General features: G+C 41.6%; 18 protein-coding genes and 1 tRNA gene. 5 read left to right on the top strand and 14 right to left on the bottom strand.

Annotation, left to right across the window (positions count from 1 at the left end; translation table 11 throughout):
* Positions 1 to 138: 138 nt before the first annotated feature.
* The 7 genes from JK154_RS16710 to JK154_RS16680 all read right to left on the bottom strand — a co-directional run bounded on the left by JK154_RS16710 (position 139) and on the right by JK154_RS16680 (position 6782).
* Complete coding sequence (locus tag JK154_RS16710) at positions 139 to 384, bottom strand: hypothetical protein (RefSeq protein ID WP_211993806.1); 246 nt, start codon at positions 382 to 384, stop codon at positions 139 to 141.
* A 345-nt stretch (positions 385 to 729) separates the two neighbouring features.
* Positions 730 to 1623 (bottom strand): DUF6387 family protein, encoded by an 894-nt coding sequence (locus JK154_RS16705; RefSeq protein WP_211993804.1) that lies wholly within the window; start codon positions 1621 to 1623, stop codon positions 730 to 732.
* 232 nt (positions 1624 to 1855) lie between these two features.
* A complete protein-coding gene (locus JK154_RS16700; RefSeq protein WP_211993802.1) occupies positions 1856 to 2152 on the bottom strand; it encodes a helix-turn-helix transcriptional regulator in 297 nt (98 codons plus the stop codon).
* A gap of 10 nt (positions 2153 to 2162) precedes the next feature.
* Complete coding sequence (locus tag JK154_RS16695; RefSeq protein WP_211993800.1) at positions 2163 to 2489, bottom strand: hypothetical protein; 327 nt, start codon at positions 2487 to 2489, stop codon at positions 2163 to 2165.
* A gap of 373 nt (positions 2490 to 2862) precedes the next feature.
* Positions 2863 to 3126, bottom strand: coding sequence for a hypothetical protein (locus JK154_RS16690; protein WP_211993798.1), 264 nt, complete (start codon positions 3124 to 3126; stop codon positions 2863 to 2865).
* 810 nt (positions 3127 to 3936) lie between these two features.
* A complete protein-coding gene (locus JK154_RS16685) occupies positions 3937 to 5391 on the bottom strand; it encodes a DASS family sodium-coupled anion symporter (RefSeq protein WP_211993794.1) in 1455 nt (484 codons plus the stop codon).
* A 605-nt stretch (positions 5392 to 5996) separates the two neighbouring features.
* Positions 5997 to 6782, bottom strand: a complete 786-nt coding sequence (locus tag JK154_RS16680) for a helix-turn-helix transcriptional regulator (RefSeq protein WP_211993792.1) — start codon at positions 6780 to 6782, stop codon at positions 5997 to 5999.
* A 118-nt stretch (positions 6783 to 6900) separates the two neighbouring features.
* Between JK154_RS16680 and JK154_RS16675 the strand changes: the two genes are divergently transcribed.
* Genes JK154_RS16675 through JK154_RS16665 form a run of 3 tightly spaced genes read left to right on the top strand, consistent with a single transcriptional unit; the run spans position 6901 to position 9988 of the window.
* Complete coding sequence (locus JK154_RS16675; protein WP_211993790.1) at positions 6901 to 8898, top strand: FUSC family protein; 1998 nt, start codon at positions 6901 to 6903, stop codon at positions 8896 to 8898.
* The gene (locus tag JK154_RS16670; RefSeq protein ID WP_211993789.1) at positions 8895 to 9110 is read left to right on the top strand and encodes a DUF1656 domain-containing protein; all 216 of its coding nucleotides are present in this window, start codon (positions 8895 to 8897) and stop codon (positions 9108 to 9110) included. The genes JK154_RS16675 and JK154_RS16670 overlap by 4 nt, the downstream gene beginning before the upstream one ends.
* Entirely contained in the window at positions 9107 to 9988 is an 882-nt protein-coding gene (locus JK154_RS16665) for an HlyD family secretion protein (RefSeq protein WP_211993788.1), read from the top strand. Before JK154_RS16670 ends, JK154_RS16665 begins: the two co-directional genes overlap by 4 nt.
* A gap of 229 nt (positions 9989 to 10217) precedes the next feature.
* Here JK154_RS16665 and JK154_RS16660 read toward each other — a convergent pair whose 3' ends face one another.
* The 6 genes from JK154_RS16660 to nac form a co-directional block, all read right to left on the bottom strand.
* A complete protein-coding gene (locus JK154_RS16660) occupies positions 10218 to 11141 on the bottom strand; it encodes a LysR family transcriptional regulator (protein ID WP_211993787.1) in 924 nt (307 codons plus the stop codon).
* A 255-nt stretch (positions 11142 to 11396) separates the two neighbouring features.
* On the bottom strand, positions 11397 to 12542 hold the full coding sequence (locus JK154_RS16655) for an aminotransferase class I/II-fold pyridoxal phosphate-dependent enzyme (protein WP_211993786.1): 1146 nt from the start codon (positions 12540 to 12542) through the stop codon (positions 11397 to 11399).
* A 22-nt stretch (positions 12543 to 12564) separates the two neighbouring features.
* Complete coding sequence (locus JK154_RS16650) at positions 12565 to 13209, bottom strand: HD domain-containing protein (RefSeq protein WP_211993785.1); 645 nt, start codon at positions 13207 to 13209, stop codon at positions 12565 to 12567.
* Positions 13209 to 14216 (bottom strand): carbon starvation induced protein CsiD, encoded by a 1008-nt coding sequence (locus tag JK154_RS16645; protein WP_211993783.1) that lies wholly within the window; start codon positions 14214 to 14216, stop codon positions 13209 to 13211. Before JK154_RS16645 ends, JK154_RS16650 begins: the two co-directional genes overlap by 1 nt.
* Positions 14217 to 14925: 709 nt before the next feature.
* Positions 14926 to 15870: an HTH-type transcriptional regulator Cbl gene (gene cbl, locus JK154_RS16640; RefSeq protein WP_211993781.1), complete on the bottom strand. Its 945-nt coding sequence runs from the start codon at positions 15868 to 15870 to the stop codon at positions 14926 to 14928.
* Positions 15871 to 15977: 107 nt separating this feature from the next.
* The gene (gene nac / locus JK154_RS16635) at positions 15978 to 16895 is read right to left on the bottom strand and encodes a nitrogen assimilation transcriptional regulator NAC (RefSeq protein WP_211993777.1); all 918 of its coding nucleotides are present in this window, start codon (positions 16893 to 16895) and stop codon (positions 15978 to 15980) included.
* Positions 16896 to 17434: 539 nt separating this feature from the next.
* Here nac and JK154_RS16630 point away from each other — a divergent pair.
* Positions 17435 to 17510: transfer RNA gene (locus tag JK154_RS16630), tRNA-Asn, on the top strand.
* 179 nt (positions 17511 to 17689) lie between these two features.
* The gene (locus JK154_RS16625; RefSeq protein WP_211993765.1) at positions 17690 to 18964 is read left to right on the top strand and encodes an integrase arm-type DNA-binding domain-containing protein; all 1275 of its coding nucleotides are present in this window, start codon (positions 17690 to 17692) and stop codon (positions 18962 to 18964) included.
* A 52-nt stretch (positions 18965 to 19016) separates the two neighbouring features.
* Here the strand turns inward: JK154_RS16625 and pilV are convergent, their stop codons facing one another.
* Positions 19017 to 20459: a shufflon system plasmid conjugative transfer pilus tip adhesin PilV gene (gene pilV, locus JK154_RS16620; RefSeq protein WP_211993764.1), complete on the bottom strand. Its 1443-nt coding sequence runs from the start codon at positions 20457 to 20459 to the stop codon at positions 19017 to 19019.
* Positions 20460 to 20482 lie beyond the last annotated feature (23 nt).

Below are 20482 nucleotides of genomic sequence, written 5' to 3'. Positions count from 1 at the left end.
GGACAGGTGGTGGTGTGATCCCCCTTACGCACTATCCCCAGACCAAAATTAGAGGTACCCTGCCCCAGTGAACTGATGCAACTGGCACCCGTGGTTGTTTTATCTCCATGCAGGGCAAGTCCCCGCCCGTAACAGTTCTCACGATATCCCATCATTTACCTCTCCATTGACAAGACCACTGCCAGTCAGTATCCCCGACACAGCCTTACGCCAGAGCACTGTCACAGGATGCAGCCTGATGTATTCATCCTGCTCTTCGCTCAGTACTCGTCCTTCATCATCCATCTCTGCCAGTTGTTCCGCCGTAAATGATGATTGATCCATTGCTGCCAACAGTTCCGGGGTCACTTTATTGTTATATTGACGATCCATTTCCTTTTCCATGTCATGCCTGTCACTGCGTGGCGGCAATACTAACTGATTTGTGATTTAACTTAAATATCATATTTATCATGTGATTATTGACATAAAGGCGACATGGAAGTAACGATGGAGCGGTCTTGACGTATGGATCACTTTAATTACGTATCTATTAATTCGGCTGCATTCGGGAATAGATCCGCTATTATATTCAGCTTCAGTAAATAGGATCTTCAGCGTCATTCTAATTTATACGTTTCAACGCCTATTCGAATAGTTTTTTATTTACTACGATTTTAAAATATTTATTACTGTGCGTTAGATTGAATAATTTTATGGAGATCGTTTGTGAAAAACGAAATTAGTCCATCAGCCCAAGTGAATATCGGAGATGTTCAGACTTAGTGACTGTTGCTTCTTGTCTTTAGATTTGCCACTCATGATAATAGGTATATCTGAACTCTTCACATGCATGTTTTTTATGAAAAAATCATTTAACGATTTGAAATAATTATCATTGTTCAAAAACTCATAGGCCAGAGGGTAATCCGTATCTTTGATTTGTTCGCTGCCTCTGGCATAGCGCATATCGGTATGGAGGATACCAGCCAACACAGGATAAGGGATTTTCTGATTGTTGAGTTGTTCCCAACCAATGAGATCCATAAGAGGGATGATTTTGTAATCGAGTATCTTCTGGAAGGTTTTATGACCAAAGCGGAAATCTTTTTCTGGGAGCTTAGATACCTTGAGGTGCTTCTGCCACTGATTGATAAGCACTTTTAGGTGTTCAGCCAGATCATCACTGCTAGCTTCATCTAAATCAATCTCAATCAACATCTTGTTAGCAGGATTCAATCCACCCTGCTTCAAGTATTCAGAGATGTATTCTGAACTCACTGAAACATTATCTTTAGGCGTGTTGTTTTCCAGACGATACATCGCCCTTCCATAGTTGAACAGTGAAGTCCTTGTCATTGGCCTGACGGCATAACTGTGTGCCAGCATATGGCTATCAGAAAGCCATTTAGTCTCACGTATAACCTGACCAGAACGGATCAAGGCATCATGATGTATCGCCAGCAATTGGTTCTCTTGGCCTGCTGTTTCCCACTGCTGCCGAGCTTTATAGGCAAAGATCCGTCTTTCTAGCTCAGCATAAATTTTTTCTAGCGTTAAATCTTTCAGCACATCATATCGGCTTACATCAAACCATTCGCTTAGTGCTTCTACAATCTCCGCTTTAGACATCTTTTTGGTCATAATTTTCTTTGTCAGTGTTTTTATTATAAATAATAATTAATTGATTACATTCTGTATGAAAAATAAAACCCGATAATTATTTCATTTTTAAAAAGACAAATCAGTATCATAGTCCATTAAAATAAAAATCATTGATTATAATGAATGATAAGAAAATAAGTTCATATTGTTTACTTCTAGTAAATTAATAGACATACTCAAAAGTATATATTTCACCATGTCATTTAATATATCATTCTTTCTTTGATAATATTTCAAATGCAACGATTAAGTCAGAAAGATCAATTTCATCCGCTACTTTTGCCAAGTCTTGTAAAAAAGATGAACTTTCAACCAATGAGTTTTCAGGAACTGAAAAATAATGTGCGGCTTTATATATAATTTTTTTTGAAGGTTTCTTTTTACCATTCTCAATTAATGAAAGATATGTTTTTGTAATGCCTAATCCTTCTGATACTTCTTGCAGATTTTTATTCTCCTTAAGTCGTAATGCTTTTATTTTAAATCCAGAAAAATACGATAAATTCATAAGAACCTCATTATATTTGATAGTATGATTTATTAATTAACTTCTTCCTCCCTCTTGAATTATAATGAGTCATCTCCAACCAAATTAGAGCAAAACTGAAAGTTTCTACTGACAGATCCTTTAAGTATAATGTATAAAAATCACAAACGGGGTAAAAACATATTCGGGCATAGCTCTTTTTCGCCACCATTGACATAGTTGTCAATGGCTCAGTAATTGAAAGAACTGATAAATGTTCATCAATAATAGTACGAAGCACTTCCTCCAAATAGCGCTTATCAGATGCCATCTGGTTACATCTTTTTACCACAACAGCATTACCATTAAAGAAAGACATATATTCCACCTTCATTTATTGACTTCTATGATATTTTGTCATTTAAATCTAATTCAGGCAAAGGTCAGTCGACGCACTGAATGAAACCAAAAAAGTGACTGTCTGCACTTTTTTGTTTTACTGTCAATGAGATCAGAAATAACTTAAATTTGTTATATTCATATCTCGCACCTTAAATAAATAACATATTCAATATAAAAATCAATCTATAATTTTAACTTACACTCAATACCTCAATATGAATGTAGAAAAGGTTTCAGATAAGACTTCAGTTATTAGCAGCGACTGACCGCGTGTTTTATTGTATCACCTCACATGTATTGCAGATTAGTAGGCTGCATTTACGAAGATATTAAGTGTTTACTGACAAAGCTCACTTAGAGGAACCATCAAAAAAATGAGTATAAATATCTTGAATCAATTTAAGAAAAGCAAGCACTCGTGCCCAATTGGCTATCATAGCACCCGAACTCTTAATTTTTTGATCATGATCTTCATTAAGAATTGTCTTTAATTCTTCTTTGATAGAAGACAATTCCGCTGAAATTATATGCTCATTATTTTTTTTACAAACCTCCATTAATATCTCAAGACTGATTATGGTTTTTTCAATTGTGTGAACAATCTGTTTTTTCATGTGAATAATCTCCGTGAAAAACAGACAGCCACATCATTGACTGTAGATACAAATAACAAGACCCGTTGCGTCTGCAAAACATATTACCCGCAATAATTTTTGGGTCAACACTTTTTTAAAAAAGTTTAACTAATAAAAAAAACAAAAACAAATTCAATTAGTTATATTTTTTATCGTTTTTCACACTCAAGTACCGTCGATGCTTCTACTTCAGCCGCTAACTCGCTGAGAATTGAAATCAGCGTCTTACTTAAAACAATACCATGCATAGTAGATAAACATCGTAACGTCAGGATATGGCCCAATAGAATGGTTTCTTTATTGGGTATCCATATACCAAAAGATGTGCTTTAAACTGAAAATCCTCAAGAGTGGACAAAGTGAAAAATCGAGTTATAACTTCACAATGACATGTTTTTATTGCATTAAAATCATAGTAATAGTGACAATATGGCATTGAAATCGATAATACCATCAGATAGAAAATGACAATAATATGTTGTTATAACCAATTGTTTTTAATTGATATTTTATATAGGTGCATTAAATAATGTTGGTAGAAGTGTTGGTATAAAAAACACCAAAACAAACAAACCCAATATTAATAGGAGTCATAGATGAGGTTCGAGTCCAGTCAGAGGAGCCATATTAAAGAAAGCAGACGCTTAATAACGTCTGCTTTTTTGCTTTCTGGCAGTAAAGTAAATAGCCTTCCCTTTTCTCTCCCCTTCCTGCCATATGATATGTTGACTGTCACAGCTGGAGTCCGGCAGAGCACCATTAAATGACACACTGCCGGGAGGACTCTCATTACCAAAAACCAATGAGTTTCATCCAGGCTCCACCCAGTATCAGCCAAATCAGGATCGAGACAATAGAGACAATGAAACTGACGCCCCACCATTGTCCTGTGGTGTTATAACCAGAACCAAATAGCGCAGGTCCAGGGCCTCCTGAGTATTGTGTTAACCCCATAGAGAGATTGGAGGTATAGCCAAGTACTAATGCTGCAAATAATGGTGGTGTTCCTACCGATATAGCTACTGCCAGAAAAGCGAGGTACATAGCGGAGATGTGGGCCATCGCTGAGGCAAAGAAATAACGGGTATAAAAATAAACTAACACTAAAATAAGAAAAACAGTCAGCCAGTCAAAATGCCCCACGTAAATGACAATATTTTTGGAAATCCAGTTAATCATTCCGTATTTATTAAGGGCATTGGCCATCATGACTAATACCGCAAACCAGAACATGGTATCCCAGGCTGTTTTCTCTTCCGTAATGTTTTTCCATGACATGATGTTTGATATCAGCAAAATACCTAAACCGATAAATGCTGATAATGTGGCAGGAATAGAGAAAAAGATATCCCCCACCGTCCATAACAGGATTAGCAAAATAAAATCAAAGGCCAGTATTTTTTCTGCTAATGACATAGGGCCTAATTTTTTAAGCTCTTCAACGGCAATATGGGGGATTTCCGGTGTTTTCTTCAATTCAGGGGGATAGATCCAGTATAAAACAACCGGCAGGATAATCAGTGATGCGATACCAGGAACGACAGCCCCCAGAAACCACGTGGTCCAGCTGATCTCAACCCCCTGGCTAAAGGCTAATTCCGCGATTAATGGATTGCCTGCCATCGCGGTTAAAAACATAGTACAAACAATGGCATCAATCTGTGACACGCTGAGCATTAAAAATGCCCCGGCCTTTCTGGCCGTTTTTCCTGGGCTGGATTGATACGATGTCGCAATGGATTGTGTTATAGGGTACATGATTCCACCCCCCCTGGCTGAGGCAGAGGGAATACCAGGCCCCAGTACTAAATCAGCCAGTGCCAGCCCATACGCAACACCTAACATACTGGAACCACACTTAGAGATAAACCACAGCGCGACTCGTTTGCCTAAACCCGTTTTGATGACAGCACGGGAAATAAACATAGCAATACCGATTAGCCAAATAGTGCCATTGGCAAACCCCGACAATGCGGAAACCTGATCCCCTTTACCGTTAATTGGGGTGACACCTGTCAATGCAGAGACAATTAAGGCAATCATTGTCACTGCACCCATCGGCATTAATTTAATTATTATTGCAAATATTGTTGTCGCAAAGATGGCAAACATGTGCCATGCATTTATAGCCAAAGCATCCGGAGGTGGAATAAACCATAAAATAGCGCCAAAAAGGAAAGTAAGGATACCTTTCCATAATGAAAATGATAATTTCACTTCTACTTCATTATTCAATGCACTCATATATCCTCGTCCCTAAGCAATTGTGTGCTACTAAAATTATAATACACTCAACTGCTTTATGAATATGAATCATTTTACACAACGATGATTAACCTCAATCACCTTCATAAACAACAAAGCCCTGGCAATTTAATGTCAGGGCTTCTCAGGTACCATATTTTTTTACATTTAACATAAATAGTTACTTATGAAATATTTAATTAAATAACGATTAAAACACAGGAGGTTACCATTGTCAGGTTTTATCACACCCTCTCTTTCACTGGAAAATAAGCTCACAAGTGCATTCCCCCGTACGGCATCGATTCCGGATATGCTGCTTTATTTCTGTTATTAACAATATCATAAAGGTAAGTATTACTTACCTGCCTTTATTTCACCAGGAAATAATTACTGCCGATAACAATATATACCTGTCAATTAGAATCTATCAAAAATAAAAACCATGTCAACAGTGTTCTTACTCAGATGACAAATAAAATAGCGAATGAAAATAAAATGTAAAAATTACGTTAATTAAATTAGATCCATGCAATGGAAAAAAAATAGTCAGTTTACACTCCCGCCAGATGCACTTCAGGCATTGTCCGGCAGGCTACAGGGAACTATTTTCGCTGACTGAAGTAGAGTGCCGGGGTACAACCAACAGACTTCTTAAACATGGTAATGAATGCATTAACAGACTCATAGCCCAGTTCCGTTGCCACATTTTGTACTGACATACCGCTGGCCAGCCCGCGTAACGCAATAATGAGATGTAACTGTTGACGCCAGCGACCAAAAGAAAGACCAGTCTCTTTTACCATGAGCCGGGCCAGGGATCGTTCACTTAGTGCCAGGCGTTTAGCCCAGTCTTTTAGTGTTCCACGATCTTCCGGATGGCTGACCAGTGACTCGGCCATTTGCCGAATTTTAACGTGTGAGGAAACCGGCAAGTTAAAGTTCTGCTGCGGCATCGTAGCCAATTCATCCAGCGTCACTTGGGCAAGCCTGCCAGCATGGCTCCCTGGCAGGTAATCAGTATTCTCATTCACTAAACGACCGATCAATTCTCGTATTAGTGGTGAAATCGCAAAAGTACAGCAGTGGTCTGGCAAAGTCACCGCCCCCGGCTCAATGAAAAGATAATTAAGATGCGCATTCCAGGTGGCTTTAGCACTATGAGGCGTTCCGCCAGGGATCCAGACACCGCAGTGTGGCGGAACAATCCATAGATCATTTTCAGCCTGGCAAGTCACCGCCCCGAAAAGCGCCAGGATAAGCTGCCCCTTACGATGGCTGTGCACGGGGACTTCTTCCTGGTATTCCGTAAAATCAAGTTGACGGGCAACCACCGCACAGGCGGTCAGGTCTGGGTCAAAAACTGAAACAGCATCACGAGAATGTAGCATATTGGCATGATTTAGATATTTTTTGGCAGTATATAGCATTTAAACAACTCTGTGTTCCAACAATAATGATCTTCGTCGTCAGTGACGCTACTGCTTATTGCCAGGAACCTGTACAACCATGCTCAACTCGTGTCGCAACATCTTTGCCTCAGCGCCTTTGGTGGCAGATATGAATGCCCTGATCTATTCTGCCAAAAGTTTTACTGCGGCGATGCTGGCCTATTACTTCGCGCTATCCCTTGGGCTCAATAACCCTTCCTGGTCAATTATCACTGTTTATATTGTTTCCCAAAGTTCAGCAGGTGCCTCCCTCAGTCGCTGTGTCTATCGCCTGGCGGGAACACTGGCGGGGGCGGCAATGACCGTCGCTATTGTGCCGAACTTTGTTAATGACCCTGTTATTTGCAGCCTGGTACTGACTGGGTGGATAACCGGGTGTCTCTATTTATCCCAGCTGGACAGAACACCCCGTGCTTATGCTTTTGTGCTCGCAGGTTATACCGCCAGTCTGATCGGTTTTCCCGCCGTGTTCGAGCCCGGCACCATTTTTGATACCGCCATCATCCGGGTACAGGAAATAACCATCGGGGTGGTCTGCGCCAGTTTGATTCATCGCTATATCATGCCTGAACGCCTGTCGGGCCTGTTTAATAGCAAGCTCGACGCCACCCTGAAGTTAGCCCGACACATGGTAACCTCACTGCTAACAGATGCCCCCCTTGAACGGGGGGAATACCTGAAACTGGCCGAAGCACTACAGGCTTTGGAGGGGGTCGGGCATCACCTCCCCTATGATGCATCCCTTATAAAATCATCACGCCGGGCACGGTGGCTCATTCATGACAGGCTGGCCAGGCTACTGGTCGTGTGTAGCCAGTTGCACGATAGCCTGCGGGAGGCTGAAACGTTCGCCGGGCAGAATACCTGGCTGGTGGAGGGGATCACGCAATGGCTTTCTGGGGAGCACACATCAGGGGGACAGACACCCCAATGCCTGTTTGAACGCTATTTCGCCTTGTCCCCTTCTTCGACGCGTCCTCTAAGTATGAAAGACGTCATGCAAGCCAAATCTATCAAGGAATTACAAGAGGCAGTCAGGTTATTGCAACAATGTGACCTGCTGGCTGAGACACTCCGTTCAGGTAAGCCGTTACCGCCACTGGATGAAGGTAAAACGCCGCAGGGCTATGTGTATCATAAGGATCACTTGGCCGCCGCACGCGCCGCACTGGGTGCTTTTGTCATCATATTCACCGGCTGCCTGATTTGGATCTATTCCGCCTGGTCTGATGGGGCCGTTGCCGTGTCTATTCTCGGAGTCTGTTGCACGCTCTTTGGGAATTTCGATACTCCAGCGCCACATATTGTTAAGTATATTGTGGGCTCAGTTTATGGGGTGGCCATCAGCCTGGGCTACAGCTTTGTCATCCTGCCTCAGGTAACTGAATTTACGGTACTGGTTGCGGTTCTCGCCCCGATCTATCTGCTGGCAGGCTCGCTACAAGTACGGCCTGCGACAACATTTATGGCGATGGGCATCACACTGACACTCCCCATTCTTTCAGAGCTGGGTGCTCACTATTCAGGCCATTTTTCCGTGGCCATCAATACAGCTATCGCTTTATTTGCAGCAACAGGTTTTGCGGTGATCGGCATGACTTTTCTCCAGACTGTGGAGGCCGGCAGAGCGATTAATCGCCTGTTATATCGCTGCCGCCGGGATATCAGACACCGGGCAATGGGGCTCCCCTGGCATGACGTGCGCTGGACAAATGTGATGATAGATCGCACCGCTTTACTGCTTCCTCGACTGCATCGGAGTCATCACTCCCGCGAGCAAGTGCTTAATCGCGTTATTAACTATTTACGCATCGGGCTCGCCATTAGCCAGCTACAACGCTCACAAAAGAAACTGCCCCGTGAAATGGCATTACCAATTAAAGCGCTGCTATCGCGGTTCACTGGAAATACGGAACCTGATGTACTTTTACCGCACATTGAGGCTTTGCTGTTCGCCCAAATGCGCATCACAAATTCCCATACCGCTGCCCTTATTGCGTCACTGATTGACTTGCGGACAGTATTGAACATAACAGACAGGAAAGCAGATATATGATTGCTGATATTAACCTTGGTGGCGTATTGCTACCGGGCCTATTGGTCATTGCGCTGGTGGCATTTTTCTGCACGCTGGTCGTGATAAAAATAGTGAGCTCCACCTCGTTTTACGCCGCACTGCCTTGTGGGGCGCTCATTGAGTTTGCCACTTTCATCGCTATTTTTACCCTGTTAATACCGGGCATGAATCTGCTGGGGTGGTATCTATGAAGCCATTTTTGGTTCTGTCAGGTCGCTATGCTCTGACACTGATCGCTGTCACTGTCGCCATTATTTTTGCTTTTATCGCCTGGAAACACTATGCCGGGGTGCCCTGGACTCGGGATGGCCGAGTCCGTGCTGATGTAGTACAAATAGCGCCAGATGTTTCCGGGCCAGTCAGCCATGTCATGGTAAAGGATAATCAGTGGGTTAATCGTGGTGATATTCTCTATGCTATCGACCCTCATTGGTTGCAACTGGCGGTAACCCAGGCCCAAACAGCAGTGGATGCTAAACGTCATGAAATGGTCATGCGCCAGGACTCAGCAAAGCGGCGAAATCAAATCAGGGAGGTTATCTCAGGCGAAGATTTACAGCAGACATCCCGTGTTGCCAGTATTGCGATAGCGAATTACCAGAGTGCTCTGGCAGCCCTGGAACTGGCCAAGTTAAATCTCGCTCGTGCCACGGTTCGTTCCCCTGTCGACGGCTATGTGACACATCTGCGACTTCGTCCAGGGGATTATGCCAGTGCTGGAGTGACAAAGGTTGCCGTTATTGATGCTCATAGCTTCTGGGTAGTGGGTTATTTTGAAGAGACCAAGATTGGTCATATTCACCCCGGTGACGCAGCCCTGGTGACCCTGATGGGGTATGCTCCTCAAATAACCGGACATGTTGAGAGTATTGGGCGAGGAATAGATGACAGTAATGACATGACTGGCAGTCTGGGTTTGCCTGACATAGAAGCCACTTTCAGCTGGGTCAGGCTAGCGCAGCGCATTCCGGTACATATTCATATTGATGACTTGCCAAAAGAGATCGCGCTGGTGGCAGGGATGACGGCCAGTGTCGCCATTACCCCGTCGCAGGCAGCGAGACAATAGTGTGTATTAGCCGGATAGTGCAGGTGAAAGACAATAAACGACTGTCAGCCAGAATCACCTGGGGGACAGAAACAAAGATCATACTCAAAATAAAAAAGGGGCAATACCCAGAGCAGACTATTATTTCATTAAAAAGACAATAATACTCTGCGCTGGCAATATCATGTTCAGATCATTAACTTTGCAGATAACTAATTCATTTTACTATATTAGTTACCTTGATTATTAGCTATAAACTGTGCCGAACCTGAAGTACATTAATGGTGTCTTTTATTTCATCCATCAGGTTTCTGACATGCTCATCAACATAACATTTTGAATGAAAAATAATATAAACGGGTATCGGGTATGTCCACTCGTTCAGGATAGACTGTAAGGTATTATTCTTGAGTTTTTCATGACAAAGAAAACTTAATCCAGAACCAATACCCATGCCTTTCTCAGCAAAAGAAATTACAGTACGTTCACTGGATACCTTTAGAGTGGGGCCCAATGCATAAGACTCTAATACACCTTTAGTCTTATTACGGAAGAGCCATTTATTACCAGTAAGACAATGCTCAAAGTTAATACATTTATAATCAACCAGGTTTTGTGGGTGCATGGGTTCGCCATACGTACGTAGATATTCCGGGGATGCCAGAATATGTGATTTAAAATTAGTGATCATTTTTGAGTAGTAACTACAATTTGGTAACTCACCGATATGTACCGCAAAATCGACTTCTTCTTCTATAAGATTACCCAAACGATCATCGTATCTCGTATGAACAACCACTTCCGGGTTTTTATTCATAAAAGAGGACAGAGCATAATGCACATCAGGAATGTCAAAAATGACCGGGAGTTTAATTGATACCTCCTTTCTTGAAAAAGACGATACATTTTCTAGCGACTTAACTGTTTCTTCCAGTAACGCATCTATCTTAAGGCTCTGCTCATACAAGTATTTCCCTTCAAAAGTTAATGAGAAAAAACGCGTATTACGATTGATAAAACGGATATTAAATCGTTCCTCAAGATTCTTGATATTTGACATCACTGATGAACGTGAAACATTCATTTTTTTAGCTGCGGTAGAGAAACTTCGATGTTTCGCAACATGGAAGAAAAATAAAAAGTGCGACAAATCCTGTTTCTTTTTCATTTTCATGAAAATCAGTCCCTATACATACATACCAAATGATTCAGTGGTACATGATAGCAAAATGAATAAAAACATCACAAACACTTCATTTATTATCACAGATGAAAACTGTAATAATAAATTAATATATTACGTTATTACCTGACGTCATAAATCATGGCGATAAGTATAAATGAGATACAGTACACTTACCTTTAGTATAAAGCAGGATTAGTAATGTTTTTTGGTATTATTCTAAAATAAACATGTAGCAAATAAAATTCAGGCATCCTGAATGAACTGCATGATGCTTTGCGAAGCCTTATGAATAGCTTCAACGCTGACCCGTTCATGACAAGGTAAGACGAGCATTTTCTTCACCATTTCTGTTGCATTAGGAAAATCAATATTGTTATCCCTGGTATATTTCGGGTGCTTGTAATACTCTTTATAGTAAGGATAATTACTCACTATAGTATTTTTATAGCGAAATGTGTCCGTGTTCACGCCTACATTGTATAATTTTCTGGCCAGCTCGATACCTGATTGTTTAGCGTTATCATTTAATAAACAAACTAAAGAATAACAATTATGCCGACTCATAACATCTGAGTTAAGAAAACTGATCCCTTCAGCGGACTGTAATAAACTCTTCCACTTTACCTTACGCTTTTCACGCCCCTGTATTTTGGCATCAAGGCTGGTGAGCTGCACAATACCTACAGCAGCCTGAAATGCCGATAATTTATAATTCAGACCATCTGCATAGCCAAACCCACCGTGCCGTTCACTAAAGCCAATATGTGTAAATGACCGAATTTTTTCCGCATACGTGTCCGAATTAGTCAATATAAATCCCCCCTCCCCAGTACTGATTAATTTGAACTCATGAGTACTGAAACAGCCAATATCCCCTATCGTGCCTTCATATCCCAGCAATGAATCTGTCCCTGCCGACTGTGCTGCATCTTCGATAATCATAATGTTACGCTGACGACAGAAAGTCACCGTATCGTTGTCAATCGCACGGTATCCCCACATCGAAACGGTGACTAATACACGCGTTGCTGGTGTTATTTTTTTGTCCAGATCGTTGAGTTCTGGTTTAAAGGAATTAACACTGCAATCATAAAAAACTGGTACGCCTCCTGCCTGTAAAATGGCGGATATCGTCATTGGAACACAAATAGCAGGTACCAGTACCTCATCGCCAGGTCTGATAACTGTCAGTAAACTGGCATGCAAAGCTGCCGTTCCTGATGATACGGCAATCGCATGTTTGGTATTAAAATAATAACTCAGTTTTTGCTCATACAACTGGATGACGGATGAGTCTCCCGACAGCATATCTGCCTCAGTCAATATTTCTAAGGTTTGTTGTGTTTCTTTTGGGGTTCTTAATGCTTTATATACACAATCAATAAACATTATTTTCTCTCTATAATTTCTATTAGTGTACTAGTATAATTTCTTCTTTAAGCTTTTCGATATACTCAGATAAATAAGCGACTCTTTCTTCAGCCATAATCCTCCCTTCATTCGTATTTATTGTTTCAGGCAGCCTGAGTAATTTGGTATAAAAATGATCCAGAGCATACATTTTGTCATTTAACGGACGTTCAGATGCAAAGGGATCATCATGGTTATATAATTTCTGTCCCAATTTACCCGCAATATAAAAAACTCTGGCTAAACCTATAGCACCCAAAGCATCAAGGCGATCTGCATCCTGAATAATTTTAGCCTCAATAGTATTAGGTTTAATATTCGCACTGTAACTATGAGAACGGATAACATCCGCAATATGTCCATATAAACTCGTAGGTATCTCTTTAAAATGATCCTTGAGGATTTTTATTGTTTTCTGTGCCGCAAAATTAGAAGAGTGATGACGAATAAGTGAATCTTTTGGCAAAGAGACAATATCATGAAAATAACTGGCTATGATTATTACATCTAAGTTACCCCCTTCATGTTTATGTATATGTTTACTTTTTTCAGCCACACGTTTTAAATGACCTAAATCATGTGCAGCATCTTTATTTTCACTAATTTGTTTTTTTAAAAAATTAAAGATCTTAGTTTCTAACGCCATTAAATATCCACCATAATGACATGCTTTTTTTCTGGCAATGTTTTCAGCATGGGTAATGTAGCGAATTTATATCCATAAATTCTTATTAGCCATCTATCCATGCCATCAAATTTTTGTGTTCCGGTAATACTTCCGCGCCCATGAACACAAGTACGATTATTTAGAATAAGCGCATCACCCGGATTCAATACTACCTGCTCAATATGTTCCGAATGATTTATTGCATCAGTCAGCTGGTGTAACGCTTCTGACGCTTCAGTATTGTTTGCCATTACTTTACTACGGCTATAACGCAACCCCATACCTCCCCCGTGTAGCTTTTTCAGTACAGGAACATCTTTAATAATGATCTCTCTGTCAAAGGATGACTGACTAATTGCACAAAAATTTGGTTTCATGAGAGCACTGATGACATCAGGTGTCAGACTTTTTAGTACCCGCTCTAATGGAATTAACGTTGTGGCAATACCATCAGGATTGCGTAGTCCTAACAGGCCAAAAACCTCTGGTGATACAGGCTTACCGATACAGGGGCTCTCCTCATAAAAATAGCCATTTACCACCTCAGTGTGAAACCCCAATTTTTTAGTCGATCGTAAAAAACTTTTTTCATTATTCCTGGCCGGCATCACCATGTGGCAAAGGCGACCATTCATTTCATCCATAAATGAACGAGCTGAATGCCCCGTCAGCCTGAGTAACCCTAATAATGCCGAAGCTGGTGTTCGCCAGCTAACGCTGTCAGGCGAACAGTCATCGGTTGGAGTATAGGGTAACGACTGTATCGCAAGAAAATTCCTGATGATAATATGTGACGACATCTCGTTATTGGCTATTTCCTGAATTTTTTTTAACATCGAATCATCGATTATTTTTTTTAATAGATCATGTGCGATATTTTCCAATTCAATCGGGTTTTTCTCCTGATCATAGTTATGGGCTATACTATCAAGTGTATTCCACACTTTGCGTCCCTGGCTGGATGAAAAAATAATTTCATTCTGCATAGTTTTATCCCAATAATGTTCAAACACGAGTCTGGTTATTAACATTCAGTGACATACTCTAGCAAAACAACATTGAGTATAACTAAACATCACATGTCAAAAACATGCACATCACTTCATGGCAAACAGTTTGATATCATTGATAAAATGGATATTTCAGTGTATGAAATAGCATGAATATATTAAAATCCATTAATCTATTCCTCTGCGCCCGGTTGATATATGATGCATTGAATAAAAAAATGACTTCAGTATTATTCTTATCACTCGACGGGATTTTTTTCATGTATAATAAAAATAACCTATTGATATAACGATGAGATAATGAAAAAACTCAGGCAGTAAACCTTCAGGATAATAGAAAAATATTAAAATAATTAATACATCAATAGTTACAATGACAATGCTCTGTCTGTAAACAGAGAATTCCAACCCCAGAATAATATTTCTCCATCAATTTTCACCCAAGTAAAAAAAATGAACCATTATGGGTATAAATTATTACATTTCTTCATTGTACCAGTTACTTATGAAGAGAATTATTATTCGGATAAAGGCAGGCGAAAAACAGGCGGGATCAATAACGACAAAAACGATCAAGATCGCAGTTTGTTTGAAATGCGACCAACAGTGAATTAAATATCCGGGTTCAGGATATCAGCCTGAATCCGGATATTTTTACAGCAAAATGATTATCAATTCTTAAGCATCAGATTTGATAATCAATAGCAGCCTCTTCCGGTTCCAGCGCCAGGCGTTTAATTTCCTCTACTGAGAGTGCCGAATTACAGAGTTCAATAAAACGCCAGACATAATTACGTTGTAGCTGCCCACGGCGGATCCCCAACCATACGGTATTGGTATCGAATAAGTGTTGAGTATTCAGGCGAACCAGCTCTCCTTCATCACCACAGGCCTGATCAGCAACCAGACCTATCCCGAGCCCTAATTCCACATAGGTTTTTACTACGTCAGAGTCTTGAGCACTGAGGACGATATCCGGTGTCAGCCCTCGGCGCGCAAATGCCTCATCAATACGCGAGCGCCCAGTGATCCCCTGGCGGTAAGTAATCAGCGGCCAGCGGCTAATATCATCGAGCGTGAGTGGATTACTTTGAATCAGCGGGTGATCTTGCGGCACCAGCAGGCTATGGTGCCAGCGGAACCAAGGATAGGCCACCAGAGAGGGGTCAGTACTTAAACGTTCACTCGCAATACCAATATCTGCCGCCCCGCTGTGTAGTAAGGATTCAATCTCCTGAGGTGTCCCCTGGATCAGCTCAAGGCGGACTTCCGGAAATAAATCACGAAACTCTTTAATCACCACAGGAAGGCTATAGCGAGCCTGAGTATGTGTGGTAGCAATGGTCAGCACGCCACTGTCTTCATTGGTAAACAAGTCGGCCAGGCGCCGCACACTGCTGGCCTCATTTAAAATTCTTTCCGCTATGACCAGTAATGCTTTCCCTGGTTCGGTCATCCCTAATAATCGCTTACCGCGACGGATAAAAATTTCAATCCCCAGCTCTTCTTCCAGCTCGCGGATATGGCGGCTCACACCAGACTGGGAAGTAAACAACATATTGGCTACTTCAGTCAGATTATAATCCTGGCGTGCAGCCTCGCGAATAATTTTAAGTTGCTGGAAATTCATAGTGCCTCCGGGGTCATGCTTTTTCTTTACACTATTGTTAAAGTCATAACCCCGTAAGAACAAATAACAAATACCCTCATCTTATGTCTTTTTGTACTAAAGAAAGTTTAGCCTGCCATCATCCATAATGAATTTTCTGGCAAAGGACGAGAAACCAGTGACAGCAAAGAATCCTTTACTGCTTCAGATTGCGCCGTGAGAGGCTGCCGGGAGGAAAGATTCAGTGTCAGGGGTAAACTTAACGAAGGTTGAGTAATATGGGCCATCCATCCATGTGTTGCCGCGACTAAAGAACAGGCTGCTGACTCGGGTAAAATAGTCACCCCCATACCACTCGCCACAACGGCGGTGAGCGTCGCTGTTGATTCAATTTCGCCCATCACTTCAGTATGTAAACTCCGCAGGGCAAAAGCGTTATCAATACGTTTGCGTAATGCACTGTAGCCACAGGGCAAAAAGAGATTCATCTCCGCAATGGTATTTAAATCAACAGTTTTTCCTGGGCATGATCCACTCCCCACAAGAAATAGATTTTCTTTTAATAGCGGCTCACTGACTAACCCTTCCTGGGCTGAACTATCATAGACAATGGCCATATCCAGCTCACCATTTAATAGTTTATCGTTAAGTACCGCATTGCTATTTTCATGCAGATGAATCATCACATCCGGCAGACCGGCACGCATCGATTTCAGCATCGGGAGGATAACCACCGAAGAGGCTGCACCGGGTGCAAGCCCGATTGACACCGCCCCTTTGAGTGCCTTTCCGACACTGTTTACCGCGATTTGGGCCTGTTCACACTGGCGCAGAATGGCTTTGGCATGAACATACAGCACTTTTCCTGCTTCTGTCGGTGTAACACCCCGTTTAGTACGAATAAGTAACTTCTGATCCAGTTCAGCTTCAAGATTTGCAACCTGCTGGCTTAATGCCGGCTGGGCTATATAGAGCACTTCCGCGGCTTGGGTGAGACTACCGATATCAACGATTTTTACGAAATACTTCAGTCGTTTTAAGTTCATACATTCCCCTTTACGCAACCGCGTCAACCCAAAATAGTGATGTCGCATAAGAGGATGCAAGATGCTTGCCAAGTTATGGCAAACACATAAAAAATACTAATAATATGAATTATAAGAAAATACTATAGATAGAAAGGTGGCAACATACCTGGAATTTTACTAGCGGACCCACTGTATCGGTGCAGTTGCACAACATTGGTGCAATTCGGGTGGGTAAAGCGGGAAAAATAACAGACAGCATGGCACTGTTATCAGGCAATATCTGCCCGATACCTGCGCAATAGTATCGCGAACCTTCGGCCTCACCATTCATCAGACTCCCTGTCCCATAGTCAGGGCTATAAAAAACGAGAATCGCAGTTTTTTTAATACATCCCACCCTGTAACCCGCCTGTTGACATAGTTAACCTGTTGTAATTTCGCTCTATCAGATGAAAATTGCTCTTTTTGTCTGTTTTATCAGCAAACAAACCATTAAATACAACGGAGCCTTTGACAAGCCTCCCCGCCCTCGGTACTATGCGCCCCGTTCAAACGATTCCTCTGTAGTTCAGTCGGTAGAACGGCGGACTGTTAATCCGTATGTCACTGGTTCGAGTCCAGTCAGAGGAGCCATATTAAAGAAAGCAGACGTTCATTGACGTCTGCTTTTTTTCTTTTTATCAATTGCTTACCCTCTGTTTTACGTTCACCCTCTTCCACCAAAAAACACTACTACCCACTACTTTTGTTGGTAGAATCGTTGGTATCTCTGGTTCGATTTAGCTTATACCAACAACTCAAGGGGGTGAATCATGTCACTCACTGATTCCAAAGTAAAAAATGCCAAGTCTCTTGAGAAAGAATATAAGCTGACTGATGGCTTTGGTATGCATCTGTTGGTGCATCCTAATGGGTCTAAATACTGGCGCTTGTCTTACCGTTTTGAAAAGAAGCAAAGAATACTCGCTCTTGGTGTCTACCCTTCTGTTTCACTTTCTAAAGCAAGAGAACGCCGGGATGAAGCCCGTAAGCTGATTGCTGAAGGTATCGACCCTAACGCCAAGAAAAAATCTGAAGCTACAGAGCTAAAAGCAAAACGTGATAACACTCGTGCTTTTAAGGTCGTTGCCAATTCATGGTTTTCCACCAAAAAGAAATGGTCTGAGGATTACCAGAACACGGTAAAAACTCGGCTGGAAACCTATGTCTTTCCCGCTATTGGGGATAAAGACGTAACTGAGCTTTCAACAGGTGATCTGTTAGTCCCACTTAAAAAAGTGGAGGCGCTTGGTTATCTGGAAGTGGCGACAAGGCTTAAACAATACATTACGTCTATTCTCCGCTACGCCGTTCAGCAACAGCTTATTCGTTATAACCCGGCCTACGACCTTCAAGATTCTGTACAGAAGCCTGAAACCGAACACCGCCCTGCACTTGAGCTGGAAGAAATTCCCTTACTGCTTGAACGTGTGGATAGTTATAAAGGCCGCAGACTCACTACCCTTGCCATAAAACTTAACTTACTGGTATTTGTTCGATCCAGTGAGCTGCGTTTTGCCAGATGGTCAGAAATCGACTTCAACAGCAAGCTCTGGGTCATTCCAGAACAGCGTGAAGTTATTGAAGGTGTGAAGTATTCAAGCCGTGGTACCAAGATGAAACGCCAACATATTGTTCCCTTGTGCCGTCAGGCCATAGAAATTTTAAGTGAGATAAAACACCTCACCTATGAAGATGGTAATGATGACGGGTTAATTTTCACTGGCAGCTATGACAGCTTTAAACCCATGAGTGAGAACACCATCAATAAAGCCCTTCGCAATATGGGCTATGACACCAAACAGGATATTTGTGGGCATGGTTTCCGCACATTAGCTTGTAGTGCTCTCATTGAGTCTGGTCTGTGGTCAGAAGACGCTGTAGAGCTACAGATGAGCCATAAGGAAAGCAACAGTGTTCGCGCTGCCTATACCCATAAGGCTAAGCATTTAGACCAGAGGCGTTTGATGCTGCAATGGTGGGGTGACTTTCTGGATGCCAACACTAACAATATGGTCAGACCGTTTGAGTTTGCTCAACAAATATGAAAAATAAAGACCACGGATGGTCTTTACATAAATAATATTAATAAAGATATCTTTAATATCCAACTGCATACACATAAGGTGTGATACAGGAACCATATGTATTACCATTAGGCACAATAGTTGCAGAGATTTTATTGACATTATAAATCTGGAAGAAAAAATCACCTGCTTGTTTATCACCTATAATAGGAGATACTTGGACATTAAAAATCCCATTAGGAAACGCCATTGGGAATTTTACAACTTTATTCTGATTTTCACTACAGACCTGTTCTCCTTTTAACCATTGATAGATAATTCCTGTATTATCATCTTTCCACCAACCATTTTGAGCTAATAAAGCAGAGCTATTGCCTTCTGATGATTTCCAGAAGCCTGACTGACAGGTCAATATTTTCCCATTGATATCCCTGCTAATATCACCCACCCCGGAACAGGGACTTCCATTAACATTAACTTTACTTAAATGTAAAACACCACCTACTGAAATATTCCCGGATGAAGTTATATTACCAATCGAATTAATATTACCTGAACTAATGGCTCCCGCTACCTTAAGCAACGTATTCGATTTATTCGTATCAGTAGCAGTGCCACCTGTTGGAGATGACCATAACGATAACGGCTTGTTGGCGCTTAGATAGAGTTCATAGTCATTACCAGCCGCATCACCACCTAACTTAATAGTATCCCCATAACCGTTATGCGCTATGACTTCTTTTTTAGCGGTAATATTACCATCTGAGGAAATATCTCCGCCAAAATCACCTATACCACTTGCTGTGATGTTTTTCGCATTACCAATATTTTTACCACCCATATTCAAATCGCCCGTCATAGGCAATGTTCCATCGCGACGAAGATAAACTGTATACATCGCACTGTTAAACCCTGTTCGGTAAGCTAATAAACCCTCACTCGTGATATTACGGAAGTCAGAGGTTTTTTCAGACCATTGCCCTTCATAGCCAGAAGCAACGGTTGCACTCTTAGTCATACCACTGTCAACACCTGCCGATACCATTGCTTTACCTAACAAGTCATAGCGAATTTTTGATCCTTCAGACCAAGGGAGTGTTGTCGTAATGAGTCCATTAACCACATAGTTAGGGCTGATGCCATCACGTTTTAACAGTATCTTATAGGCAGATTTTTGCGCATTGATGCCTGAAAAGGTGGAAGGCAATAAGCCTTCATTAATTAAAGTGATATATGTAATTTCACATACACTACCACTACAGGCTCTTGGACCCGGATCAGATCCATTCCCGGCAGCATTCGATAATGTTGAAAGTTTATCGTAGCGAATATTAATATATCCATTCACTGCCTCACCCATCTGTTTCATTTGCTGACCTACAGCAGAAGCCAGAATATTTTCTTGCTCTGCTTTCATATCCTGAAACTTGATCAACCCCATCGTTGCCCCGACACCCAGTACTAATACAAGCTCTAACAGTGAGAACCCCTTTTTAAATTGTTTTTTCATTTTCATCGTCCTTTTTTATTTACATATAT

The sequence above is a fragment of the Citrobacter sp. JGM124 genome, from assembly GCF_018257795.1.
Lineage (GTDB): Bacteria > Pseudomonadota > Gammaproteobacteria > Enterobacterales > Enterobacteriaceae > JGM124.
Note: the sequence above shows the minus strand (reverse complement) of the source record. Positions and strands in the feature narration are given on the sequence as shown.